This is a genomic window from Nocardia sp. NPDC050630, assembly GCF_044457245.1.
Lineage (GTDB): Bacteria > Actinomycetota > Actinomycetes > Mycobacteriales > Mycobacteriaceae > Nocardia.
On the sequence record NZ_JBITGN010000017.1, the window covers coordinates 149,863 to 172,479 of the forward strand.

At 64.7% G+C, this 22,617-nt stretch carries 24 protein-coding genes; 9 read left to right on the forward strand and 15 right to left on the reverse strand.

Features of this window, described 5'->3' with window-relative positions:
- Positions 1–9: 9 nt before the first annotated feature.
- The 5 genes from ACIBG0_RS32345 to ACIBG0_RS32365 all read right to left on the reverse strand — a co-directional run bounded on the left by ACIBG0_RS32345 (position 10) and on the right by ACIBG0_RS32365 (position 2,702).
- Entirely contained in the window at positions 10–510 is a 501-nt protein-coding gene (locus tag ACIBG0_RS32345; protein ID WP_397037699.1) for a GNAT family N-acetyltransferase, read from the reverse strand.
- Positions 507–920: an arsenate reductase ArsC gene (locus tag ACIBG0_RS32350; protein ID WP_397037701.1), complete on the reverse strand. Its 414-nt coding sequence runs from the start codon at positions 918–920 to the stop codon at positions 507–509. The genes ACIBG0_RS32345 and ACIBG0_RS32350 overlap by 4 nt, the downstream gene beginning before the upstream one ends.
- 64 nt (positions 921–984) lie before the next feature.
- Positions 985–1,749, reverse strand: a complete 765-nt coding sequence (locus ACIBG0_RS32355; RefSeq protein ID WP_397037703.1) for an aquaporin — start codon at positions 1,747–1,749, stop codon at positions 985–987.
- Complete coding sequence (locus tag ACIBG0_RS32360) at positions 1,746–2,060, reverse strand: ArsR/SmtB family transcription factor (protein ID WP_397037784.1); 315 nt, start codon at positions 2,058–2,060, stop codon at positions 1,746–1,748. The genes ACIBG0_RS32355 and ACIBG0_RS32360 overlap by 4 nt, the downstream gene beginning before the upstream one ends.
- A gap of 132 nt (positions 2,061–2,192) precedes the next feature.
- A complete protein-coding gene (locus tag ACIBG0_RS32365; protein WP_397037705.1) occupies positions 2,193–2,702 on the reverse strand; it encodes an ArsI/CadI family heavy metal resistance metalloenzyme in 510 nt (169 codons plus the stop codon).
- Positions 2,703–2,799: 97 nt separating this feature from the next.
- Here ACIBG0_RS32365 and ACIBG0_RS32370 point away from each other — a divergent pair, with 97 nt between their 5' ends.
- Both ACIBG0_RS32370 and ACIBG0_RS32375 read left to right on the forward strand, forming a co-directional pair.
- Positions 2,800–3,159, forward strand: coding sequence for an Rv2640c family ArsR-like transcriptional regulator (locus tag ACIBG0_RS32370; RefSeq protein WP_397037707.1), 360 nt, complete (start codon positions 2,800–2,802; stop codon positions 3,157–3,159).
- Positions 3,160–3,549: 390 nt separating this feature from the next.
- Positions 3,550–3,894, forward strand: a complete 345-nt coding sequence (locus tag ACIBG0_RS32375; protein WP_397037709.1) for a hypothetical protein — start codon at positions 3,550–3,552, stop codon at positions 3,892–3,894.
- 161 nt (positions 3,895–4,055) lie between these two features.
- On the opposite strand, the gene ACIBG0_RS32380 is transcribed toward ACIBG0_RS32375, so the two are convergent.
- The 4 genes from ACIBG0_RS32380 to ACIBG0_RS32395 form a co-directional block, all read right to left on the reverse strand.
- Positions 4,056–4,379 (reverse strand): hypothetical protein, encoded by a 324-nt coding sequence (locus ACIBG0_RS32380; RefSeq protein WP_397037711.1) that lies wholly within the window; start codon positions 4,377–4,379, stop codon positions 4,056–4,058.
- A 69-nt stretch (positions 4,380–4,448) separates the two neighbouring features.
- On the reverse strand, positions 4,449–6,857 hold the full coding sequence (locus ACIBG0_RS32385; RefSeq protein ID WP_397037712.1) for an ATP-binding protein: 2,409 nt from the start codon (positions 6,855–6,857) through the stop codon (positions 4,449–4,451).
- A 117-nt stretch (positions 6,858–6,974) separates the two neighbouring features.
- Complete coding sequence (locus ACIBG0_RS32390) at positions 6,975–7,757, reverse strand: Zn-ribbon domain-containing OB-fold protein (protein ID WP_397037713.1); 783 nt, start codon at positions 7,755–7,757, stop codon at positions 6,975–6,977.
- Between the two features lie 149 nt (positions 7,758–7,906).
- A complete protein-coding gene (locus tag ACIBG0_RS32395; RefSeq protein WP_397037715.1) occupies positions 7,907–10,222 on the reverse strand; it encodes an ATP-binding protein in 2,316 nt (771 codons plus the stop codon).
- A gap of 299 nt (positions 10,223–10,521) precedes the next feature.
- On the opposite strand from ACIBG0_RS32395, the gene ACIBG0_RS32400 reads away from it, so the two are divergent.
- The 4 genes from ACIBG0_RS32400 to ACIBG0_RS32415 are packed head-to-tail and all read left to right on the forward strand — an operon-like array spanning position 10,522 to position 13,129.
- On the forward strand, positions 10,522–10,788 hold the full coding sequence (locus ACIBG0_RS32400) for a hypothetical protein (protein ID WP_397037717.1): 267 nt from the start codon (positions 10,522–10,524) through the stop codon (positions 10,786–10,788).
- The gene (locus ACIBG0_RS32405; RefSeq protein WP_397037719.1) at positions 10,785–11,780 is read left to right on the forward strand and encodes an alpha/beta hydrolase; all 996 of its coding nucleotides are present in this window, start codon (positions 10,785–10,787) and stop codon (positions 11,778–11,780) included. The genes ACIBG0_RS32400 and ACIBG0_RS32405 overlap by 4 nt, the downstream gene beginning before the upstream one ends.
- A 60-nt stretch (positions 11,781–11,840) precedes the next feature.
- A complete protein-coding gene (locus ACIBG0_RS32410) occupies positions 11,841–12,305 on the forward strand; it encodes a YhgE/Pip domain-containing protein (protein ID WP_397037721.1) in 465 nt (154 codons plus the stop codon).
- Positions 12,221–13,129: a DUF3533 domain-containing protein gene (locus ACIBG0_RS32415; RefSeq protein WP_397037723.1), complete on the forward strand. Its 909-nt coding sequence runs from the start codon at positions 12,221–12,223 to the stop codon at positions 13,127–13,129. Before ACIBG0_RS32410 ends, ACIBG0_RS32415 begins: the two co-directional genes overlap by 85 nt.
- Positions 13,130–13,132: 3 nt before the next feature.
- On the opposite strand, the gene ACIBG0_RS32420 is transcribed toward ACIBG0_RS32415, so the two are convergent.
- The 4 genes from ACIBG0_RS32420 to ACIBG0_RS32435 form a co-directional block, all read right to left on the reverse strand.
- Positions 13,133–13,861: a transglycosylase SLT domain-containing protein gene (locus tag ACIBG0_RS32420; RefSeq protein WP_397037725.1), complete on the reverse strand. Its 729-nt coding sequence runs from the start codon at positions 13,859–13,861 to the stop codon at positions 13,133–13,135.
- A 61-nt stretch (positions 13,862–13,922) separates the two neighbouring features.
- A complete protein-coding gene (locus ACIBG0_RS32425; RefSeq protein WP_397037727.1) occupies positions 13,923–14,099 on the reverse strand; it encodes a hypothetical protein in 177 nt (58 codons plus the stop codon).
- Positions 14,092–14,361 carry a hypothetical protein gene (locus ACIBG0_RS32430; protein WP_397037729.1) on the reverse strand — a complete coding sequence of 90 codons (270 nt, stop codon included), beginning with the start codon at positions 14,359–14,361 and terminating at the stop codon, positions 14,092–14,094. The genes ACIBG0_RS32425 and ACIBG0_RS32430 overlap by 8 nt, the downstream gene beginning before the upstream one ends.
- 261 nt (positions 14,362–14,622) lie before the next feature.
- Entirely contained in the window at positions 14,623–15,669 is a 1,047-nt protein-coding gene (locus tag ACIBG0_RS32435; RefSeq protein WP_397037786.1) for an alpha/beta hydrolase, read from the reverse strand.
- A 251-nt stretch (positions 15,670–15,920) separates the two neighbouring features.
- Between ACIBG0_RS32435 and ACIBG0_RS32440 the strand changes: the two genes are divergently transcribed.
- The gene (locus ACIBG0_RS32440) at positions 15,921–17,318 is read left to right on the forward strand and encodes an FAD-binding oxidoreductase (RefSeq protein WP_397037731.1); all 1,398 of its coding nucleotides are present in this window, start codon (positions 15,921–15,923) and stop codon (positions 17,316–17,318) included.
- A gap of 98 nt (positions 17,319–17,416) precedes the next feature.
- Entirely contained in the window at positions 17,417–18,256 is an 840-nt protein-coding gene (locus tag ACIBG0_RS32445) for a glucose 1-dehydrogenase (protein WP_397037733.1), read from the forward strand.
- Here the strand turns inward: ACIBG0_RS32445 and ACIBG0_RS32450 are convergent.
- On the reverse strand, positions 18,231–20,570 hold the full coding sequence (locus ACIBG0_RS32450) for a molybdopterin oxidoreductase family protein (protein WP_397037734.1): 2,340 nt from the start codon (positions 20,568–20,570) through the stop codon (positions 18,231–18,233). The genes ACIBG0_RS32445 and ACIBG0_RS32450 overlap by 26 nt on opposite strands.
- Before the next feature lie 244 nt (positions 20,571–20,814).
- Positions 20,815–21,870, reverse strand: coding sequence for an alpha/beta fold hydrolase (locus tag ACIBG0_RS32455; RefSeq protein WP_397037736.1), 1,056 nt, complete (start codon positions 21,868–21,870; stop codon positions 20,815–20,817).
- A gap of 270 nt (positions 21,871–22,140) precedes the next feature.
- On the opposite strand from ACIBG0_RS32455, the gene ACIBG0_RS32460 reads away from it, so the two are divergent.
- Positions 22,141–22,593, forward strand: a complete 453-nt coding sequence (locus ACIBG0_RS32460) for a DUF2752 domain-containing protein (protein WP_397037738.1) — start codon at positions 22,141–22,143, stop codon at positions 22,591–22,593.
- Positions 22,594–22,617 lie beyond the last annotated feature (24 nt).

Consider the following 22,617-nt stretch of genomic DNA (forward strand, 5'->3'; position numbering starts at 1 on the left):
GGTTCGGCGCTATTGCACTGTGGGGCTTCGGCGTTCGATGAGGATGACATCGCGCCAACGGCCGTGGTGGCGGCCGATGCGTTCGCGGGTGCCGATGATGCGGAATCCGGCTTTGGTGTGCAGGGCGAGGCTGGCGGTGTTCTCGGGGAAGATGCCGGATTGGACGGTCCATATCCCGGCCGCGTCGGTGGATTCGAGTAGCGCGGTGAGTAGTGCGAGGCCGATCCGACGGCCGCGCGCGTCGGGGTGCACGTAGACGGAGTGCTCGATGACTCCGGCATAGGCGCAGCGGTCGGAGACGGGTACTGCGGCGACCCAGCCGAGGACGTGGTCGTGTTCGTCGATGGCGACGAAGCGGTGGTCGCCGAGTCTATTGGTGTCGAAGTATTCCCAGGTGGAGGCGGTGGTTTCGAAGGTGGCGTTGCCCTCGTCGATGCCGAGTTGGTAGATGGTCAGGACTTGGTTGGCGTGCTCGGGGCGCATCGTGGTGATGCGTATTCCGGTGGTCATGTGGTGAGCGTGACGCCGAGTTCGGTGATCAGATTGCGGACGTGGTGTTCGATCTGGTCGCGGATGCGGCGAACGGTGTCGATGTCTTTGCCTGCGGGATCGTCGAGTTTCCAGTCGCGGTAGGTGACGCCGGGGAAGTAGGGGCACGCGTCGCCGCAGCCCATAGTGATCACCACATCGGAGGTTTCAACGGTGCTGGGGGTGAGGATTTTCGGTGTTCGGTCGGCGATGTCGATACCGACTTCGGCCATGGCGGCGACGGCGACCGGGTTGACCGCGTCGGCCGGTGTGCTCCCGGCGGAGCGGACCTCGATGGCGTCGCCTGCGATATGTTCGAGGAATCCGGCCGCCATTTGGGAGCGTCCGGCGTTGTGCACGCAGACGAACAAGACGCTGGGTTTCGAGGTCATCGCGTCGGTGATCCTTTCAGCGGACGGTATGAAGTCGGTGCGTAGGCGACGGTCGGAGTTTCGATCACGATGAACTCGGTTGTACTGCAAGCTGGTCGGCGTTCGGCATGGCAGCGTCTTGCGGTGTGGTGATATCGGCGGCGACCTCCGAGACATCGGGGTAGAGCCAGACGATCAAGGCGAGTCCCAGTGCGCCGCCCAGTATCTGAGCGGCGATGTAGCCGGGCGCAGAGCCCGGGGCGATTCCCGCGAAGGTGTCGGAGAAGATACGGCCCACGGTGACGGCAGGGTTGGCGAAGCTGGTGGAGCTGGTGAACCAGTACGCCGCCCCGATGAACGCACCCACCGTCGCCGCGGACAACGCGGCGCGGCCGGTGCGGGCAAGAGCGACGATCACCGCGATCAGCCCGGCCGTGGCCACGACCTCCCCGACCAGGTGCCCGCCAGTGATCCGGTCATGGGTGGATATCTGGACGACGGCCAGATCGAACATGCCGTTGGCCAGCATCGATCCCGCGACGGCCCCTGCTGTCTGCGCCAGCGGATATCCAGCGAGTTCGCGGTATCCGATTCCGGTGCCGTTGCGTCGGCCGAGGAGCCAATCTGCCACCGAGACAATAGGATTGAAGTGCGCGCCCGAGATCGGGCCGAACACCAGAATCAGCGCACCGAGCCCGAGCACCGTAGCGGTCGAGTTCTCGAGCAACTGCAACCCGGTGTTGCCGGGCGATAGTTGCTGGGCCGCGATGCCGGACCCGACCACCACACAGACCAGCAGTGCCGTACCGACGAATTCGGCCACCAACCGCCGTCCCAGCTGACCGCTCACCGCGCCACCGCTGATACGCCGCCGTCGAGCAGATGGGAAAGTTGCTGCAACGCAGTGGGCTCGACGCGGTAGTACACCCATGACCCGCGCCGTTCCGATGACAGCAAACCGGCCTCCCGCAACACTTTCAGATGGTGCGAGACGGTGGGCTGACTGATGTCGAACCCGTCCGACAACTCACACACGCACACTTCCTGCCCGCCGTGGCTGGCCACCACCGACAGCAGACGCAATCGCACCGGGTCTGCCAGCGCCTTGAATACCCCCGCCAACGCGGCCGCCTCGTCGGCGCTCAATGGCTGACGGACCATGGGCGTGACCGCACACGACGACGCGGCCACGCCTACCAGCGGTAATTCCGATATAGACACCCATCGATATTGATGAGTATCGAATCCGAGGGCAAGCGAACATCCGGTGAACTCGCTCACTGCGCTGGTCGGTCAGCAGCAGCCGGCCCCGGACGTTTGCGCTTGCTGCTTGGCCGCGCTGCCACAGCACGCGCCATCGGCGGCGGCTTCCTCCGGCGTCCCACAGCACGCGCGCACCGCATCGGCGTCACTCGATTGCGGTGCGACACCGAAGGTTTCGCTATCGGCGAGCACGGTGTAAACCTCCCACCGCTCGGTATCCGGAGCGGTGACCCACACCTTGTCCTGGGTGGCGAAACAACACGTGGTCGCGATCTGCTCCTCGGTGAACATTCCCGCGTCCGATAGCCGGGCGATCTCGGCATGTACCTGATCGGAGGACTCCACCTCGACACCAAGGTGATTGACGCTGCCACCCTGGCCGGGGTTCTCGATCAACACCAGCTTCAGCGGCGGCTCGGCGATCGCGAAATTCGCGTATCCCGGCTTGCGCTTGGCCGGTTCGGTGGCGAACAGGGACGAGTAGAACTGCACCGCCCGATCGATGTTGTCGACATTGAGGGCGAGTTGAACGCGGGACACGGCGTACCTCCAGGAATTTGATATATGTCGAAGAGCTGACGCGGTCGAGTCTGCCGACCTTTTCGACATATGTCAATAGAGTCGGTAGATTCGCAGTATGCCCAAAGCGCTGCCCGTGATCGACATGTCCGCCCCGGTCTGCTGCGCCCCCGTCGCCGCTGCCCCGGTGGACGAGAAGGCCGCCCTCGAGGTCGCCTTGCGACTCAAGGCGATCGCCGATCCGGCCCGCGTCCGGTTGATGTCGCTGCTGCTCACCAGCCCTCTCGGTGAGGAAAACGGCGGCGATCTCGCGACGGCGGTCGGGTTGTCGGAATCGACCGTCAGCCACCACCTCGCCCAACTGCGCACCGCCGGACTGGTCGAATCCGAGCGCCGGGGTATGAATACCTTCCATCGCGCCCGCCGCGATGCCCTCGCTGCACTATGCGTTGTTCTCGATCCGAACTGCTGCACCTGACTGCGATACCGCACCGGGCCGCCTGCTGGGAGCCCACCCGCGCACCCCCTGGCGAGGCAACCGAACCTGACCGGGAGTTTCCCGTGGCCGTGATAACCCACGGCCTGCTGATCACCACCTGGTCATTCGACGGGCTGGCCGGATAAGGAAGCCGGAGGTGTCGGCGGATCACACGAATCGAACTCGGCGCGCCGACAATACCGATGTCTGTCCTCTACCTATCCGATCAGAATCACGTTGTCGTCTGATCGTCAGCGCAGGGCCCTGTCCAACCGGCGGGTGCGCTAGAGGTCGTCTGTAGGCCGGCTATTCGCCCGGTCAGAGCGCAGGAGTTCGATGTCGGCCGCATTCAGCTACGAGATCTGCCTTCCACAGATGAGGAGAACCGGTATGGGACGAGTTGTCCCTCGTTCGTTGATCGCCGCGGTGTGTGTGGGATTGGGTGGTATCGGTGTGGCCGGCCTCGCGCCGACCGCCACGGCCGCGCCCTCGATCTACGAACCGAGCATCACCCCGTGCGGTCACCTGTTCACAGCCCCCTTCGAACCCGCCCGGCCGGGTACGAGCACCTATTGGAGCCCGTTCGGCACCGCCGACATCGTCTGCTACGACGTCGGTTGGCCGTCGGTGAGCTACTACCAGCGCGATCCGGCAGGACAGTGGCACGCGATGAACCAACTGATCCCGGGCAACTACTTCATCAATATCGTCGGCTACGGCCACTTGCCCGCATAGCGGCGGACACGACGCGGATCAAGGAAGACAGCAATCCGAGTCGAGGTGTGCACTTGCGTCCGGCCGGAGGAGTTCTATCAACTAAGGCCCCTGACGTGGTTTCCACGCCGGGGCCTCTTCGGTTGAAATTGCTCATTCACATTGGGGTCGGACCCGTCACCTCACGAGGGCTCGCCGACCCGAGCGGTACCAGGGTGCCGGTAGGGGGCGATGCCGATGTGGGCGTCGGATAGTAGTTCGGCCAGGCCGACTCGCAAGTGTTCGGCGGTCTTGCGCAGACCGATGGCTACTGTTCGCGCGGGGGTGTCCGCGCTGCTTTCTAGTCGGATCGGGGCGATGGCCATCCCGTCGATATCGATGCGACAGATGTATGCCGAATCCTGCGCCGACTGGTCTGGGCAGGGCCTCCCGATCGTGACGAGGACCCGCTTGCCACCCACGGCGAGGGTTCTGGTGGCCAAGACCGAACCGCTCCCGGAAGTCATAGCGCCACACTATGGCGGTCCGGTGGATTGCCAGCTATTCGACAGCGTGGCGACACGCCCGGGCAGTGTCTAGCGCTTGGCCTCGTCCACGATCCAGGTGGCGATCTGGGTGCGGGAGGTGAAGCCGAGTTTGCTCAGGATGTGTTCGACGTGGTGCTGTGCGGTGCGTTGGGAGAGCACGAGTTTCGCGGCGATCTGCTTATTGGTGAGTCCTTGGGCGACCAGGTGCGCGACCTCGAGTTCGCGTTTGGTCAATGTCATGCCGGAATCGTGTGGTGTGGTGGCGGGTGGCGGTTCCCCCAGGGCGTAGGACACCGCGGTGCTCAACCCCATGGTCTGGCCGCGCCGGTAGGCGGCATCGAATCGTCGGTCACCGAGTGCGCGGCGTACCTTGCGCTCGCATTCGTCGTGATAGTGGGATAGCTCGTTGAAGAAGGTCGTGACACCTGTGGCGGAGCGCAACAGCGCTTCCGCGGCACCCATCAGAACGGCCGCGCGTTCACCGTTGTCGGCGGTCCAGGCCAGTGCCTCGATATCGGGCGCTACGACGATGGGGCTGGGTATGTGTCGGCTGACTCGCAGCGATTCCAGCAGCACTTGTTCCGCGTGCGAACGCTCGCCCCGCTGCCATGCGGACATGCCGATCCCCCACAGCGTGCTCGACCGGAACAGCGATTCGCCGCACGCTTCGGTGATGGAAAGTATCCGCTCGCGATACTCGATCGATCGATGTGTATCCCCCCGGAGCCCGTGTGCCCAACCGAGCATGGTCAACGCGGAGATATACAGATGCCCTCTCGTATTCGATTCGAATACCGCGAGGGCGGGCTCGACCAGGGATATCGCCCGATCGTGTTCTTGCCGATACAGCGCAAGGGCTGCCTCGGCGAACGCGGCCAGCGCCTTGGTGGCGGGAGCGCAATCCTGTTCGGTCAGTGTGCATGCCTGCTCCACGAAGTCGGCCGCGCGCTCCAGATTCCCCTGTACCGCCGCCATGATCGTGCTCGTCTGTAGCGCTTTGACGCGATCGGGTATCGAGTGTGCTTCGGGGTGGGACAGGGCGCGTTCGAGCCAGCGTCGGCCTTCGCCGTACTGGCCCCGAAAGCTCCAGAACAGGTATAGGGCGGCGGCGGTGCGTAATCCGGCCTCGGCCGACTCCACATCCCTGTCGGACACACAGAATTCGAGCGCTTCCCGCAGATTCGGTTGTTCACGTTCGATCCGAGCGAGCAAGTCGAGTTGCCGGTCGCTGATCCACCCGGCCTCGGTGTCCACGGCCAATCGCTCGTACCAGTCGCGGTGGCCTCGGCGCAGATCCCGGTATTCGCCGGTCTCCTGCAGCTTCTCCCGACCGTAGTCGCGCATTGTCTCGAGCATCCGGAAGCGCACGACGCCGTCCAGCTCATCCCTGATCACAATCGACTTGTCCACCAGTGAGGACAGCACATCGAGCAGCGTTGCGGGGGCGAGGTCGGCACCGCACACCTGCTCGGCGGCGTCGAGTTCGAAGCCGCCCGCGAAGACCGATAGCCGGGCCCACATCCGCTGTTCGGACGGTGTGCACAGCTGGTAGCTCCAGTCGATGCACCATCGCAGCGTCTGCTGTCGGGTCGGGGCGGTGCGGCTACCGCGGGTGAGCAGTGCGTACCGGTCGGTGAGCCGCTGCAGGATCTGTTCCGGCGACATCGCGCGCATCCGTGCCGCCGCGAGTTCGATCGCCAGTGGCAATCCCTCGAGCCGGGAACAGATTCGGGCCACGGTGATCTTGTTGCCCTCGGAGACTTCGAATCCCGGAACCACGGCCGCGGCGCGATCGGCGAACAGGGTCACCGCGTCGTATTTGGGCAGTCCACGGACCGTCGGCTCATGGTCGGGATCCGGGACGGCCAGCGGCGGCACGCGCACCGTGGCTTCCCCGGCGATATCCAGCGGCTCGCGGCTGGTGACGAGAATCCGCAGATTCGGACAGGCCAGCAACAACGTCTCGACGAGCTCCGCCGAGGCCGCGACCACTTGCTCGCAGTTGTCGAGCACCAGCAGCATGTCCCGCGAACTCAGGAATTGGATCAGCACGTCGAGCAATGGCTGATCGGACTGGTCGACCAGGCCGAGGGCGGCCGCCACGATCTCGACCAGCATCGAGGGGTCGTGCACATCGGCCAGCTCGACAATCCAGACGCCATCGACGAAATCGCGTCGAGCGTTCGCCGCCGCGCGCAGCGCCAGCCGGGTCTTGCCGACGCCACCGGTCCCGGCCAAGGTCACGAGTCGGCAGGTGGCCAACAGATTCTTCACCTCAGCCGTCTCGGCGCGGCGGTTGATGAAACTGGTCAGCTCCAGCGGCAGCTCACCAGTGCGGCCGCCCGGCTGGGCCCATACCCGGACCGGTGCGGTGTCCGCGAACCCGGACGCGCTGGAATCAGCCGTGACGGGTGTGGTCGCGTCGCGGCGGGTCCGGAGTGGATCATCCGTTGTCATCAGCGGCGGGCAATCCACTCGGCATCTGCGCGAGGATCGGGCGCCATGCGCTCACCTTTCGACAATGCTCAGCGTATCGCCAACGAAGGTGAACGGATCGCGAGTTGTGGCTACCCCTCAGGCGCGACCGGCCGGGAGCGTTGCCGGACTCATCTGCCACGCCTGTGCGAGGGCCTCTTTCAATTGGCGCTTGAGCCCGCGCACTTTGACGCTATCGGTCCGTCTCGGGTCCAGCGCCTCTTCCAGCATCTGCAGAAACCGTCGACGGGTCACACCGAAGGTCACCAGCAACTCCCCGGCCGAGGCCCCGCCGAACGGTGCCCAGCGGATCGCAAAGCTGATCACGGATTTCGCTGCCGTATCGAGGGCCTTCGCGCCCTCCATGAGTTCACACTGGCGCAGCGATGTCCGCACCCACCACGCGTCGAAGCGGTGCTCGACCTCGCGACGATGCGTCGACCGCACATCGATGGAACCATTCCCACGCTGTGACGCGGGTCGAACGCCATCCGAATGGGACTCCGCCGAGCAGACAGTGAACACCGGAAAACGATCCACCCGGGGATGGGGCTCGAATCGCACCCGGACCGGCAGCTCCGAAACCGGCGCGACCTCGCCTTCGATCGTCGCGTACACCCACGGGCCCTCATCGAGTTCCACAATGGCGATTGTCAATGGCACCTCTTGGGCGTGCGGGCGGCTTCCACTTCGGTGCACGAGCCGCCACGACACGATCGAGCCGAGACCCGACGATGGCGACCATTCGAGATCCCAGGACCGACACGACGAACATTCGGCGGTCAGCGGTGCGAATAGCTTGTTACAGGGACCGCAGCGCCGAATCATCATGGCGGTTGCGGTGCCGACGGACTTGTTGGACTCGTAACTGTGCTCGGACATGGATGGAAACCTCGGTGTGATAGCCATGAATGCTGTCCTCACCAAGCGTCTCGACCGCGACGGCTGGATACCACGGTGAAATTACCCGGGGTATACCCATTTTTGTGGCGTGGCCCACATCGGTCGAACTAGTTTGCCCAGGTCGAGCGCTATTGCACTCGGTGTGAGTGCGCGGTCCATGCGGCTATCTGTGCCCGGGACGAGTAGCCGAGTTTGCAGAGGATGTTTTCCAGATGCCGGTCGACGGTACGCGGGGAGAGCACCAGCCGTGCGGCGATCTGCCGGTTGCTCAGACCCTGAGCGACGAACTCGGCCACTTGCCGCTCACGGGTTGTGAGCTTGCTGTCGTGCTGCTCGTCCGGCTCCTGGGCGGTCTGGCTGGGATCGAGTGCATAGCGGATCGCCTGGGCGTGGTCCAGCGCCGCACCGCGCGCTGTTTCCGCGCGCTGCTCCGCCTGCCGTAGCGACTGTGTGAGGGTGCGCTCGCAGGCCGAATGCTGGGCGTCCAGCTGTGGTCCGAACGCCGTAATCGAGGTGCCGATGCGTCGCCAGACCGATCCGACCGCGCCCATCAGTCGCGCCGCATGATGGTATTCGCCGCGGGCGGCGGCGATCCAAGCCAGCAACTCCATCATCAGCGCGGCGCCCACGTGGTCATTGAATTCGCGCTGGATCTTCAGGGCGGCGCGCGTCGACTCGACCGCCATGTCGTAGTCGCCACGGACGTACTGGTCGTAGCCGAGGGCCCAGAGTGAATAGGATTTGGTCCATCGCTCATCCTGCTGGTCGGCCAGTTCGATGCCGCGGCGCGCCGTCGCGCCCGCCCTGCGGTCACCGGCGTGTGCCTGCGCCATGGCGAGTTGGAACAGGGTCATGCAGACCACGTCGTCATCGTCGGAGTAGTCCGCGACGGTCTGCTCGAAGGCCGCGATGGCCGGTGCGAGACGTCCGGGGAACGCCTCCGCCGTGCCGCGCAGACAGCTCACCCAGCCCAGCGAGTGGCGGTCGCCTATCGCTGCCGCACCCGCCGCGCATTGGTCGAGCGCCTCGGTTGCCCCTTCGATGTCGCCGAGCAGCAACCGCACCCATCCCGTCACCCATAGCGCCGATACCAACTCTGGGCAGATGTCATCGGAGACGCGCAGCGCTCTATCGGTCCACCGGCGTCCCTCACCGAGGAACCCGTCGGCGCACCAGTGATAGCGCAGCGCTGTCACCAGCGCCAGTGCCTCGCGGGCTGCGGTCGGTGTGCTGGTAGCCCAGTCCAGCGCCGCTTGGAGATTGTCGAATTCGGCGCGCAACTCGGCCAAACCTGCCGCTTGCCCCGGCCCGTTCCAGGCTCCGGCGAGCCGCTCGGCGAGCGCGAGGTAATGGTCGCAATGCCGCTTGCACATGGCGTCGGTCTCGTCCCGCTCGGTCAGCCGATGCCAGCCGTATTCACGGATCGTTTCCAGCATTCGATACCGCGGCGGGCCGTCGGTCGGCACCGGCGCGAGGATCGACTGCGCGACCAGATGGTCGATCAGGTCCAGAATGCATTCACGTGGCAGGTCGGGACCAGCACAGACGCCCTCGGCCGCGGCGAGGGTGAATCCGCCGCTGAACACCGACAGCCGCTCCCACAGCAGCTGTTCGGTCGGGCGGCACAGCTCATAACTCCAGTCGATCAGGGCCCGCAGCGTTCGCTGCCGCGGCACAGCTGCTCGGATAGAGCCGGCCAACAGCATGAACCGGTCCTCGAGTCGGTCCAGTACCGCCGACAGCGACAGCGACCGCAGCCGGGACGCGGCGAGCTCGATGGCGAGCGGAATCCCGTCCAGACGTTCGCAAACCCGCACCAACACATCCGCATCGCGTTCGGTCAGGGTCAAGTCGGGGCGCACTGCTCGAGCGCGCTCTACCAGCATGGTCGGCGCATCGTAGGCGGCGAGGGCTCCGAGCGTCACGGGATCGTACGGGCTCGGCATCGATAGCGTCGGAACCGTGTACACATGCTCGCCCGCTAGGCCGAGCAACTCGCGACTGGTGGTCAGAATCCGCAGCCCGGCACAGGATCGAAGCAGCAGATTGCAGAGCGCGCTGCACGCGTCGATCAGGTGTTCGCAGTTGTCCAGCACTATCAGCGCCTGCAGATCGGCCAGGTGCTCGATGAGCTGTTCCTCGATGGACCGGTTCGATACGTCGACAATCGCCAGGCTGGTCAGCACCGTCTGCGCCACCAGATCGGCATCGCCGACGCCGGACAGGTCGACCAGCCATACCCCATCCGGGAACGACCGGCCGGAAGCGGCTGCGACCTCGTTGGCGAGTCTTGTTTTTCCAACTCCGCCCACACCGGTGAGCGTGACCAACCGTGCCGACGCGAGCAGTTCCCGGACCTCGCGGATCTCCCGTTGCCGTCCGACGAAACTTGTCACCGCGAATGGCAGGTTACCGACCACGCGAGTGGGCCTACTTCGCCCCATGAGACCCAATCTAGCCGTGCAAGGCGCCGGGTGATGGTCCGCTTTGCGAAGGTCGTCTCCGAAGCGGTTGCTACCTGATCGACCAGGAACACGGGCCGCGGTTTGCGCACCGAGCATGCGCGAACTGCGGATATGGGTGGCGAAGTGGGTGTTTCTACCCATGTTTGTGCGCGGTGGATCTGTGACGCTCAGGAAAGCAAATGTGAGCAGGAGGTCGACCTTGACATCTCACCGAGTGTGCCCGATCGATCAGCGTCGCCAAAGGCACGAGCTACATCCAAGACAACCGGGGGTCGGCGATGGATAGCGTATGCCGCACCGAAGTCGACGGACTGCGCGTGACGTGGCGGTTGATCCAGAGTCGGCTGATCTCGATCGTCGCCGTGCACGACGCGTACGATGCATCGCCGGTGCTGTCGTTCGGCCCCGTCACTTATCCGGACCTCGCACAAGCACGAGAACTCCATCCGGGACTGGCCCAGCTGTGGGACGCGGTGCGCCGCGACTTCTGGAACACCCTTATTCCGCCACGCCGGAATAGGGGCAGACAGTGGCAATGGTCGTGACGGCTGCTGCGCTGCCCGAAGCCTCGTCACCGATTGTTGAACCGACCAACCAGGCCAGTTTCGGAACTCGGATCGCCCATCCGCTGCTGCGTGGCACAGTCGGGTTCGGGTTGGCGACCCTGGCGCTCCTGGGTGGCAACGGCCGGTTCGAGCAGATGCTCTGGCTCAGCCGCCTCATCGAGCTACCGGCTGCCGCGCTCGTCCCGCCGCACGGCACCAAACGCTGGACCGTTCGCTTGGGAAACTTCCGCGGCGAATGGTTGTGGCACAACGATCTGCCCGCCCCGTGGCAGCGACAAGATTCCGCGCTGCTGTACTTCCACGGCGGCGGGTACATCAGCGGCGGCCTGAATACCCATCGGCGCCTCGTCGCGAAAATCGCGCGTGCCAGCGGGATGCCCGCATTCAATGTCGACTATCGACACTTGCCCGGCGCCCATTTCACCGAGACTCTCGATGACGCCGTCGAGTCCTATGAATACCTGCTCGAGCATGGCTTCCAAGCCGAACGCATCATCGTCTCCGGTGACTCGGCGGGCGGCGGGCTCGCCTTCCGGCTGTTGCTGGCCATCCGGGAACGCGGGTTGCCGATGCCGGGCGGTCTCTCCGCGATCGCACCGTGGGCCGACTTCGATCCGACGACCCGCAGTGCGCACCCCAACCGGCACCGCGATTCCTACATCCCCACTCGGATCTTGGAAACAATCGCGCGGTTCGGCCTCGCCATCGGCGGCGAACTCGATCCGATGTGGTCGCCGGTCAACCACGACTTCACCGGTCTACCGCCGGTGCTGATCCAGGTGGGTTCGACCGAATGTCTGCTGCCCGACGCACAGCTGCTGGCCCTGCGCTGCGCCGAAGCGAACGTCCCGGTACAGCTGCAAATCTGGGACCGTGCACCGCACGTCCATCACGTCGCCGCGGATCTGCTCTCCGACGCCCGAGCCGCGATCAACGACCTGGGGCAATTCCACCGCCAGACTGTGGCTTGACGCGCAGACACGGCCCCGCGATCACGCCCATGTAGCTCGGTCCGGGAATACGGTGCTGTCATGACCAACCCGGAAGAGGCGAGTCCTCGTCGATCGCGTGTGCGTGTCTGGCTCGCACCAGCGATTGTGGTGTCGTTGCTCATGGCACTGCTGGCCACGATGTATCTCGCGTATGTGGTCGATCCGTCGAAGCATCTGCACGGCTTTCCGATCGCGCTGGTCGATCAGGACAGCGGGGATGTGATCGGCGGCAAGCCGACCAATGTGGGCAAGCAGATCAGCGATGCGTTGGTACAGCAGACCCCGAGCGACAAGATCGATCTGCGGGGGCTCGGCATCAACGAGGCGCAGCAGCAGTTGAATTCGGGCAATGTGTACGGGGCGATCGTCATTCCGAGCGATTTCACCAAGCGGCTCGGCATTTCGCCACCGCCAGCGTGGTGCCCGGCGATGTCACTCAGCCGATCATCACCGTCTATACCAATCCGCGGTCCGGGGCATTCTCGTCGCAGGTCGTGCAGATGATCGCCGGGAACGCACTGACGCAGGCGAATCAGACGGTCGGCAAGCAGCTCACCGAGACCGTGCAGACCCAGCTGCGATCTTCCCCGTCGGCGCCGGAACTGGCAGGTCTGAGTCGGCTGATGCTGGCGAAGCCGATCGATGTGGTCGTCACCCCGTTCCATCCACTGCCCTCGGGCACGGGCGGCGGTCTGACGGCCTTCTTCTACACGATGATGGTGCTGCTGGCCGGATTCACCGGCGCCATGGTGATCAATGGGATGGTCGATTCCTCGCTCGGCTTCGCACCGACCGAATTCGGTCCCTGGTATGTGCACTATCCGCCGACGCCGATTTCCCGATTGGGAACGCTGCTGTTGAAATGGGGCGTGATCACCGGTACCGCGCCGGTCGTGGCCGGGATATTCATGGCGGTCGGGCATTGGCTCGGTATGCCGATCGAGCGGCCGCTGCTGTTGTTCCTCTACAGCACCTTCGCGATCATCGCGGTCGGCGTCACGGCGCTGGCGATCGTATCGGCGCTCGGCACCGCCGGTCTGCTGGTCAACCTGATCCTGTTCATCGTGCTCGGGCTGCCGTCCTCCGGTGGCACCATTCCGATCGAGGCGATTCCGAAAACCGTTGCCTGGCTTGCCGATTTCGAACCAATGCATCAGGTGTACCTCGGCATCAGGGCCATCCTGTACTTCAATGCCGAAGGCTCGGCAGGATTGAGCCGCGCGATCTGGATGACGCTGCTCGGCCTGGTCATCGGACTCGTGCTCGGCGGCGTCGTCACTCGTTACTACGATCGGAAAGAGCTGCACCGCGCACCGGCAAAGAGCTGATGATCAGTACCAGTGGTGCTGCTGCCAGAACGCCCAGGCGCCGTCGGGGCTGCCGTAGCGCGCGTTCATGTAGTCGTAGGTCCAGCGGATCTGGGTGAGTGGGTTGAAGCGCCAGTCCACGCCGTGGGTCTGCATTTTTTCGGCGGGCAGCGCCTGGCCGAGCCCGTAGGCGCCGCTTTGAGGGTTGATGGCGAAGACGTCCCAACCGCTTTCGTGGGTAATGACGGCGTCGAAGGCTGGAAATTGGTGCAGCGGGACGACTGTCAGGGCGAGAGCTCTGGTGCCCAAGCGGATCAGTGAGGCTGCGAGTCCGGCAGAAGTCGTGAGACTGTCGTGTGGGCTGGCGGCGGGCGTGACGGCGTCGTCGGTCTCTTCGGCGGCAAGGCTGTCGTCCAGGCCGTTGGTGGATGGGGTGACGCTGTCGTCCTGCGAGTCGACGGAAGTGATGACGCTCTCGTCCTGACTGTCTGCGGATGTGGTGGCATTGCGGTCAGGGGCGTTGGCTGTTGTGCCGGTGTTGTCGCTGATCCCGTCGGTGAGCGCGGGGGTGCTGTCGGTCGGTCCGTCGGCGGACATAGGAACTTTCTCGCCCCGACCGTCGGTGGACGGCGCGGCACCGTTAGGAGCATTGGCGAATGTGACGACGCTGTCGCCCAAACCCTCGGCAACGGCTGGACTAGCACAAATTATGAGGGCACCGGCCGCGATGGCGGCCGCGAGAACGCGCAGCATCGATTTCGCTCCTTAGATGTGTTTGCCTTCCGTATCGATGGGTGTCATGGGCTCGCGTGGATCAGCTCGTCCGAATGGTCAAACCTGGATTGTCTTGCAGCACAGGGCTGATCGGCTGACCGAGCAACAGCGGGACATGGCCGCAGCCGAGATCGAATCCGGCCTTTTCGGAGACGGATTCGGCGTCCGCGGGGCGCTCGCCGTCGGTGATGGAGACGATGGGGCGGTCGTCATTCATTCGGACTCCGGCGAATATGTACGGGTACGCGGCGCGCGCCTGCTGTTGCGAATTCGGCCAGCCGCCGGGCGTTTTCGGCATGCGCGAGATATTCGTGCGCATCGATCCCCAGGTTGCTCTCGACGGCCGCCATCAATCCGGCCGGTAGCGAGACGCTGGCGGGCTGCGGCGCGGCCGCGGCGGGATGCGCGATCGAACCCGCCATTGCCAATGCCGCACAGCCGCCGAGCGCTGATCGCCGTCTGCGAGTCCCCGACCTCACCGAGCCGCCTCCTGACTAAAGCGCCGAAGTATCCGATGACGCTATGTCACATGCGTCACAAAACGGACTATTTACATAGCGTGTCGGTGTCCGCGCCGGTCAATGCCCGATGCCTCCGCCGGGTCTGGACGGGGCGCTAGAGCGTTCTCGGACCGGTGATCGGCGCATTGCTCGGTTTGATCTTCGCCGTTGTCCAGCCATTACAACCGAACGCGGGTCGGACGCCGAAAGGCCGCCGACCCGCGTTCGGTTTTCAACGCACTATGTCAAGCCGAGCCCGTGCGCCAGCACCGGCCACGATCGCTTCAATTCATCTTCCCAATAACCCCAGGAATGGGTTCCCTCATCGAAGTTGTAGGTAGCCGGAATGCCGAGTGATATAAGCTTCGCCTGCAGATTCTTCATGCAGTAATTGGCGGCTGCTTCGATCACGCCACCGAAGAGGATCTGATTCGTCAGTCCGTCGAGGCCGGGTTCGGCATGTGCCCCGTCCAGCGTGTCATATTTTCCGGGCAGGCCATTGCCCGACGAAAGATAGAGATCGATGCCGCGCAATTTGTCCGCGTGCAGGTATGGATCATTTTCCGTCCACTCGGGCGAATCAACCGGCCCCCACATGTTTTCGGCGTTTCCGCCACCCCAGGCGATCACGGCCTCGAGGAACTTCGAACCGATCGGATCGCTTGTCTGCGCGCAGCCGCTATATGCGGCAGCTGCTCGGTAGAGGTCGGGCCTGGCAATGGGTAAGGCCAGCACCGTGGCGGTGGAAGCGGAAATTCCCGCGACCGCATTGACTCCGTTGGTGCCGAGTGCGGCATTGATCAGCGGTGGCAATTCATCGGTCAGATAGGTCTTCCATTTATTGCGGCCGAGTACCGGATCGTCCTCGCGCCAGTCGGTGTAGTAACTGAACCTGCCGCCGATCGGCTGCACCAGGTTGATATTCTTATCGGCCATGAACTGACGCGCGTCGCTCCGTGCCTGCCACGATGCATCGTCCTGGCCGCCGCCCGCTCCATTCAAGAGATATAAAGTCGGCCGGGGAACCGAGACGTCCGCGGGACGTTCGACCTCCACCGGGAATTCGGCATCCATCGCCGCGGAATAAACCTGAAGTCGGATATTTCGGTCATCGATGTACTCGACGTCGGTTATGCGCGAACCGTCCTCCGACACCGTATCCGTGGAAATCTTCGTGACCTCATCGGCAAATGCCGTCGGCGCGCCTAGTGCGGTACCGACGAGCGTCCCCACCAACACGATGCCGACTATCGATCTGGATACCCCTCTGATTTCGCCCCTGTTCATACCCAAGCTTTTAGCATCGAGGTTCCCTTCGACCCCGCACCGACACGTCGCCGACGGGGCCGAAACGAAGTACGGCTGCGGTGTACCAGCGTTAATATGGCAAACGCGCCACATCACCCGGATGGCTGGTCGTGTGCGCGGCATTGGGATAGCACCACCTCTGGGTCGGTGCCGCAGCAAGAGTCGGCGACGCGGACCGCGTGACCCGCTCTTCCACGAGTGGTCGGGGACCCGGTGGCTGGAGAAATGCCATGACCCAAACAATGAATTCCGACTTCAGAGCACTGCGATCCGCGATGGGCGGGCCGGTATTCGCTCCTGCCGACGCGGGTTATGACCACGCCCGCTCCATCTGGAATGGCGCCATCGACCGGCGTCCCGCGGTGATCGCACAGTGCCTGTCCCCCGAGGATGTGGCCGCGGCCCTGACTTTTGCCAGGGACCACGATCTCGAGGTATCCGTGCGCGGCGGTGCCCACGCCTACAGTGGCACGGCGGTCTGCGACGGCGGCATCATGATCAATCTCGGCGTAATGAACAGCGTCACGGTGGATCCGGCGACCAATAGTGCCCGGGTCGGTGGCGGCGCGACCATGGCGGATATGGATGCCGCGACCCAGGCGTTCGGTCTTGCCGTGCCCGGCGGGGTGATCAGCGATACCGGCGTCGGAGGCCTCACCCTCGGTGGCGGCATGGGGTGGCTGACCCGCGTGGCCGGACTCTCGATCGACAATCTCATCTCGGCGCAGGTGGTTCTTGCCGATAGCCGGATCGTGCGGGCATCCGACAGCGAGAATTCGGACCTGTTCTGGGCGCTGCGCGGTGGTGGTGGGAACTTCGGCGTCGTCACCGAGTTCGAATACCGCACGCATCGGATAGGGCCCGAAGTGCACGTCGGGATCTTCTTCTGGCCGCTGACCGATGGGCCCGCGGCACTACGTCTGATTCGTGAGTTCATTCCCACGATGCCGCCCAGGTCGGGCGTCCTGGTCGGCGTCGGTTTGTCCGCGCCGCCGGAGCCTTTCGTGCCGGATCAGTACCACTTCGTGCCGGGCCATGCCCTTATTACCGCCGGTTACGGTACTGCCGAGGAGCACGCCGAAATGGTGGCGCCGATCCGCGATGCGCTCACCCCGCTCTTCGAATTCATTACCCCGATGCCCTTCACCGGCTTGCAGTCGATGCTCGACGCGGCGCTGCCATGGGGCATCCACGGATATGAGAAGGCGCTCGATCTCGATGACTTCTCCGACGAAGTGATCGCGGTGCTGGCCGAGCGGGCCGGGCAGAAGACATCGCCGCTGTCGTTCATGCCGATCTTCGCACTCGACGGCGCCTTTACCGCCGTCGGCGAGGAGGACACCGCATTCGGCGGTGCGCGCTCAGCACACTACGTCTGCAATATCGAAGCCGCCGCCCCCGACGCCGAGATATTGGCCGTCGACCGGGCCTGGGTGCGCTCGACCTGGGAAGCGCTGTGCCCCTTCGCCGCCAACCAGGGCGGGTACGTCAATTTCATGGCGGAGGCGGGCGAGGACCGGGTTCGCGCATCCTACGGACCTGCTAAATACGCGAAATTGGCCGATATCAAGACCGAATACGACCCGGCGAACGTCTTCCATCGCAACGCCAATATCACGCCGGGCTGACCCGAAGGGGAGTTTGGCACGGGATGCTCGGGCAATTACCGGTGATGTCACCGCTGCCGACCGGTGACCTTCAGGGGCGATGAGAAGGGAGCCGGACGATGGGTTTTGCCGAGCAACAGCAGGACGTCCCAGGTGTGCAGACGCTGATGAAACCGGTGCCGGACTGCGGTGAACGCAGTTATCGCGGCAGTGGCAAGCTGACCGGGAAGGCAGCGGTCATCACCGGCGCGGACAGCGGAATCGGCCGAGCTGTGGCCATCGCATTCGCTCGCGAAGGCGCCGACGTGGTGATTTCCTACCTCAACGAGCACGATGACGCGCGCGAGGTCGCCGAATTCGTCCGCGAGGCCGGGCGCCGCGTCGTCACGATCGCGGGCGATGTATCCGAGCCCGAACACTGCCGAGCGGTGATCAACGCCGCGGTCGCCGAATTCGGGAAGGTGGACGTCTTGGTGAGCAACGCCGCCTACCAGATGACCCATGAGACCGTGGAGGAAGTCAGCGACGAGGAATTCGACTACACCTTCCGGGTGAACGTGAACGCTTACTTCGCTCTGGTGAAGGCCGCACTGCCGCATATGGCGCCGGGATCGTCGATCATCGGCAGTTCCTCGGTGAATTCCGATATGCCTTCGCCGACGCTGGCGCCTTATGCCGCGACCAAGGCCGCCATCGCGAATCTGTCGGCCAGCCTGGCGCAACTATTGGGCCCCAAGGGAATTCGGGTAAACAGCGTGGCGCCCGGCCCGATCTGGACCCCATTGATCCCCTCGACGATGCCGCCGGAGAAGGTGGCGAACTTCGGTGACGACACCCCGCTGGGCCGCGCCGGACAACCCGCCGAGCTCGCCCCGACCTATGTGCTGCTGGCCAGCGACGATGGAAGCTACATTTCCGGAGCGCGCGTCGCGGTCACCGGTGGTCGGCCGATTCTGTGAGTTCGATGCGGGCGGCGGCGGTTTTGAACAGCGGTTGTTTGGAGGCGGGATCCCATTCGGTGCGGGTCAATTCGTTTGCGGCGCGGGCGTGTTCGTCGTCGGAGGTATCCCAGTATCCGTAGTGGAACGGAACGAAGACGACCCCGGGCCGGATTCCGGTTCGGCGGGCGCGGGCCACGATGCTTCCGCGTGGCGTGGTAATGCGCACCAGGTCCGAGTCATCGATGTCGGCGTCCTTGGCATCGGCGGCGGAGATTTCGACCCAGACCTCGGGTGCGGCTTGCTGTAATTGCGGTGTGCGGCCGGTCTTGGTTCGGGTGTGGAAGTGATAGATGGTGCGACCGGTGATCAGGGCGAGCGGATATTCAGGTGAAGGCCCTTCCGGCGGCGGCAGATACGGGGCAGGTTTGATCATGGCCTTGCCGTCGGGGTTGAAGTCCCGGTACCGGTCTTCGTCCCACGGATCACCGGTGACCAGGTCTTTGCCGTAGTTCTCGCAGTAATCCGGTGCCGCGTAGAAGCGCCCATCCTGGTAAAGGCGTTCGGTGCCGTCGGGTCGATCGGGTGGGCACGGCCATTGGATGCCGCCGTCGCGTAGCCGTTGGTAGGTGATGCCGCGGTAGTCGCAGGGGCGGTCCGCGCTGCACTGCTGCCAGGCGCGGAATGCCGATTCCGGATCGTGCCATGGCGGCAGGGGTGCGTTGTCGCGGTCGCGCAGGTCCATGCGGCGCGCGAAATCGAGGAAGATCTCCAGATCGGATTTGGCCGTTCCGGGCGGCTGGACCGCTTGCTCGCTGATGTGGACGGTGCGGTCGGCATTGGTGAACGTCCCGGTCTTCTCACCCCATGCCGCCGCGGGCAGTACCACGTCGGCGAGTTCGGTTGTCTCGGTCGCGAAGATATCCTGGACGACGAGAAAAAGACTGTCCTGTGCGAGGATTCGTCGGATGCGGGCCAGTTCCGGCAGGGACACTGCGGGATTCGTCGCCGAGACCCACAACATCCGCAGGTCGCCGGATTCGGCGAGTTGGATCATCTGCATCGCATCGGTCGGCGGACTGTCGTGGGACAGCCGGTCGGTATCGACATTCCACAGCCGCGCGAGTTCGGCGACGTGGGTTTCATTGGACCAATTGCGGAATCCGGCGATATCGCCGTCCGCGCCGCATTCGCGGGTGTTCTGGGCCGTCGGCTGCCCGTTCATCTGCAGCACACCGCAGCCCGGTCGGCCCAGCATGCCGCGCAGCAGATGAACGTTGTTGACCTGCACCGCGGCCGCGGTGGCCTGGTGGGCTTGGTAGAAGCCCTGCAGCACGGTCGAGACCAGGTGTTCGGCCGTGCCGAGCAGGTGTGCCGCGTGCCGCAGATCGTCGGCGTGGATGCCGCACACCTCGGCGGCACGCTGCGGGGTCCAGTCGGATACGGCCGCGGCAAGATCTTCGAAACCGACCGTATGTGCCGCGATGTAGTCGCGGTCGATCCAGTCGTTGGCGATGAGTTCGTGCAGCAGCGCATTCATCACCGCGACGTTGGTGCCGGGCAGCGGCGCGAGATGGACGGTGGCATGCTGGGCGACAGGAGTCGGTCGGGGATCGACGCAGATCAGCGCGGGTGGTTGCGGACCGGCGAGGCGGTCCAGCATTCTCGACCACAGCACGCCCTGCGTTTCGGCGACATTGTGGCCGTAGAGGGCGATTACATCGGCGTGGTCGATATCGGTGTAGGAACCGGGCTGACCGTCACAGCCGAAGGATTGCTTGAGGCTCTCGGCGGCCGTCGCGGTGCACAGCCGGGTATTGCCGTCGAGGTGATTGGTGCCGATGCCGCCGCGGGCGACCACCGCGAGGGTGTAGTACTCCTCCAGAAACAATTGGCCACTGGTATAGAAGCCGATCGATTCCGGGCCGTGCGCGTCGAGCAATTCCCTTGTGCGCGAGACGATCCAGTTCATCGCGGTGTCCCAATCACATGGCCGCAATCGGTCCCCGTCCCGAATCAGCGGGGTAGTGAGCCGATCCGGGGCAGCGGTAGCCTGCCAGCCGTACAGATCTTTCGGATCGAGCCGACCGTGGTTGACACGATCCCCGATGCGGCCGCGCACACCGACGATCCGGTCATCGCGCACCGCGATATCGAAAGCGTCGCCGTTGGAATGCAAGACCGAGGCCGAAGGCACCCACCGGTCCACATCTGCGGCCTCGACTCCCTCGGCCAGTTGCATGTCCAGCCGCGGCGGCCACACACCGCCGCGCCGATACGGCGTGCGCGCTCCCCACGGATCCGTGATCCGATCCGGCTCTGATTCGGTCGTCATGTGGCGCGAATACCCCGGGGCCGCGCATTAAACCGCCGCCTACCAGCTGGTCAGTAGTCGGTCTCCATCGTGGCGCGGACTTCATGGAGGGTTGGCGATTTCGTTCGCGCGTTCGTTTCCGGCGAGGATGAATTCCGGGTCGGGGGCGAGGTCCGCGCGGCGTTGGCGGCGAGCGCGTCACCGCGGTCGCGGGTGGCGGAATTTCTGCTGAGGCTGGGCGCCGTTGACCAGCCCCATCAGAGGTTCAGCCCGCGGCGGCCGTGCGGGGGTTGGCGCGCTGGACCACGTCGGCGAGCAGGGTGTTGAAGCGGTCGGCGGCCTCGATATTGCCGAGGTGCCCAGTGGGCCAGACCTGGTAGTCGGCGAGATGACCCGTTTCGGACAAGGCTGCGACGATCGGGCGGGACATGCGCTCGGGCAGCAGGTGATCCTGCGCGCCCGCGATGACCGTGGTCGGCACCGTCAGGTGCTTCGCGGCATCGCCGAGGTCCAAGCCCGCGAGGGCGGCGGCGTGTAAGCCTCGGGTGAGCGGACGACAGGAGCGGATGATGCCGAGCGCGAAGTCCACCTCGTCACGGGTGGCGGGCTTGGACATCACCCTGGCCTTGAAGACCGCGCTGACCGGCCAGCCGCCCGGCAGCGGAATCGGCGCGCTGAGTGCGGTTTCCGCGATGACGAGCGGCAAACGGACGCTGGCCCCGAGTACGGTCAGCGGTCGATTGGCCACCATGAGCGGCTTGTTGAACAGTGGCAGCAGATCGGTTTCGTACCGGATATCGCTGGCCGCGGTGTTGGCCATGACCACGGCGCAGGCACGCCGTGCGACCTGTTCCGGGTAGCGAGATGCCCACGCCTGCAAGGTGATTCCGCCCATACTGTGCCCGACGAGGACGGCGCGCTTGCCGGGCGGGAGCGCGGCCTCCAGCACGGTTTCGAGGTCGTCGGCCAGCGTCTGCGCGCCCGGGCCGGTGCTGCCGAGGGTGCTCTCGCCATGGCCGCGCTGATCGTAGGCGAGCACACGGTAGCGGTCGGCGAAGGCGTTGATCTGCGGATTCCAGTACTCGATGCAGCAGCTCCAGCCGTGGATCAAGACGATGACATCGCCGTCGGCGGGACCGTAGGCATGGACCCTGAGCTTGGCCCCGTCCCCGGCGGTGACCGGGATGATTTCGGGTGTGACGGCGGGCTTGTTGAGCGACGCGGTCCGGTATGTCCGGGACCGGAGTCCGGCACGGTAGGCGGCGGTCAACGGTTCGTCTCCGCGCACTTCAGCCAGCGTCCTCATCGACTTGACCAGCATGTGAGCACTCCTTTGTGTCTGCCGCCACAGTACAGTGCAAGCTGAGTGCTTGCTACTGCTAGCGCTCCCAGTGGCGGAAATCCTGGCTCTATCGGGTGGATACCCGAAATTAGGTCGGCCAATAGTCCGTCGTGAGGAAACATGAGCACGAGCCGTTTCTACTTGGATATCGCCCGTGCCCGAGTCGCCCGTTACCCGGCGCACACCGAATAGCGGTGCCGAGCTGTGGCGGGGGTGGGGCGGGCGCGGCTACCGTTGATGCTTGTGGAGATGAGGCAAGCGGTATCGGTCGCACCCTTAGGACCGGAACAGCCGAGGGGGACCGGTCTGCGCGCCATGGGGTGGCCGCTGGTGGCGGCGGGCGTCGGTATCGGAGTGGTGACCCTGCTGCATTTCCGAGATCCGCACGCCGAGGGCTCGTACGGAATCTGCCCGGTCTACGCACTGACCGGGATGTATTGCCCCGGCTGCGGCGGCATGCGCGGCATGCACGATCTGACCGACGGCCGAATTCTCGATGCGATCCACAGCAATCTGCTCGTGCTACCGCTGGTGCTGGCCTTCGTGCTGTGGATCGGTGACTGGTCGATTCGGGCCTGGCGCGGTCAGCGGATGCGACTGCCCCGGATCAGTCGCACCACGATGTGGGTGTTCTTCGCGCTGCTCATCGGCTATTCGGTGCTGCGAAATACCCCGTGGGGAACCTGGCTCACGCCGGTCTAGCAGTTTTTCAGGCAGGCTTCATAT

Coding starts and splice junctions, on each gene's coding strand:
- ACIBG0_RS32345 (WP_397037699.1), bottom strand. CDS start 510: ATGACCACCGGAATACGCATCACCACGATGCGCCCCGAGCACGCCAAC.
- ACIBG0_RS32350 (WP_397037701.1), bottom strand. CDS start 920: ATGACCTCGAAACCCAGCGTCTTGTTCGTCTGCGTGCACAACGCCGGA.
- ACIBG0_RS32360 (WP_397037784.1), bottom strand. CDS start 2,060: ATGGTCCGTCAGCCATTGAGCGCCGACGAGGCGGCCGCGTTGGCGGGG.
- ACIBG0_RS32370 (WP_397037707.1), top strand. CDS start 2,800: ATGCCCAAAGCGCTGCCCGTGATCGACATGTCCGCCCCGGTCTGCTGC.
- ACIBG0_RS32375 (WP_397037709.1), top strand. CDS start 3,550: ATGGGACGAGTTGTCCCTCGTTCGTTGATCGCCGCGGTGTGTGTGGGA.
- ACIBG0_RS32380 (WP_397037711.1), bottom strand. CDS start 4,379: ATGACTTCCGGGAGCGGTTCGGTCTTGGCCACCAGAACCCTCGCCGTG.
- ACIBG0_RS32385 (WP_397037712.1), bottom strand. CDS start 6,857: ATGACAACGGATGATCCACTCCGGACCCGCCGCGACGCGACCACACCC.
- ACIBG0_RS32390 (WP_397037713.1), bottom strand. CDS start 7,757: ATGTCCGAGCACAGTTACGAGTCCAACAAGTCCGTCGGCACCGCAACC.
- ACIBG0_RS32395 (WP_397037715.1), bottom strand. CDS start 10,222: ATGGGGCGAAGTAGGCCCACTCGCGTGGTCGGTAACCTGCCATTCGCG.
- ACIBG0_RS32400 (WP_397037717.1), top strand. CDS start 10,522: ATGGATAGCGTATGCCGCACCGAAGTCGACGGACTGCGCGTGACGTGG.
- ACIBG0_RS32410 (WP_397037721.1), top strand. CDS start 11,841: ATGACCAACCCGGAAGAGGCGAGTCCTCGTCGATCGCGTGTGCGTGTC.
- ACIBG0_RS32420 (WP_397037725.1), bottom strand. CDS start 13,861: ATGCTGCGCGTTCTCGCGGCCGCCATCGCGGCCGGTGCCCTCATAATT.
- ACIBG0_RS32425 (WP_397037727.1), bottom strand. CDS start 14,099: ATGAATGACGACCGCCCCATCGTCTCCATCACCGACGGCGAGCGCCCC.
- ACIBG0_RS32435 (WP_397037786.1), bottom strand. CDS start 15,669: ATGAACAGGGGCGAAATCAGAGGGGTATCCAGATCGATAGTCGGCATC.
- ACIBG0_RS32440 (WP_397037731.1), top strand. CDS start 15,921: ATGACCCAAACAATGAATTCCGACTTCAGAGCACTGCGATCCGCGATG.
- ACIBG0_RS32445 (WP_397037733.1), top strand. CDS start 17,417: ATGGGTTTTGCCGAGCAACAGCAGGACGTCCCAGGTGTGCAGACGCTG.
- ACIBG0_RS32450 (WP_397037734.1), bottom strand. CDS start 20,570: ATGACGACCGAATCAGAGCCGGATCGGATCACGGATCCGTGGGGAGCG.
- ACIBG0_RS32455 (WP_397037736.1), bottom strand. CDS start 21,870: ATGCTGGTCAAGTCGATGAGGACGCTGGCTGAAGTGCGCGGAGACGAA.
- ACIBG0_RS32460 (WP_397037738.1), top strand. CDS start 22,141: ATGAGGCAAGCGGTATCGGTCGCACCCTTAGGACCGGAACAGCCGAGG.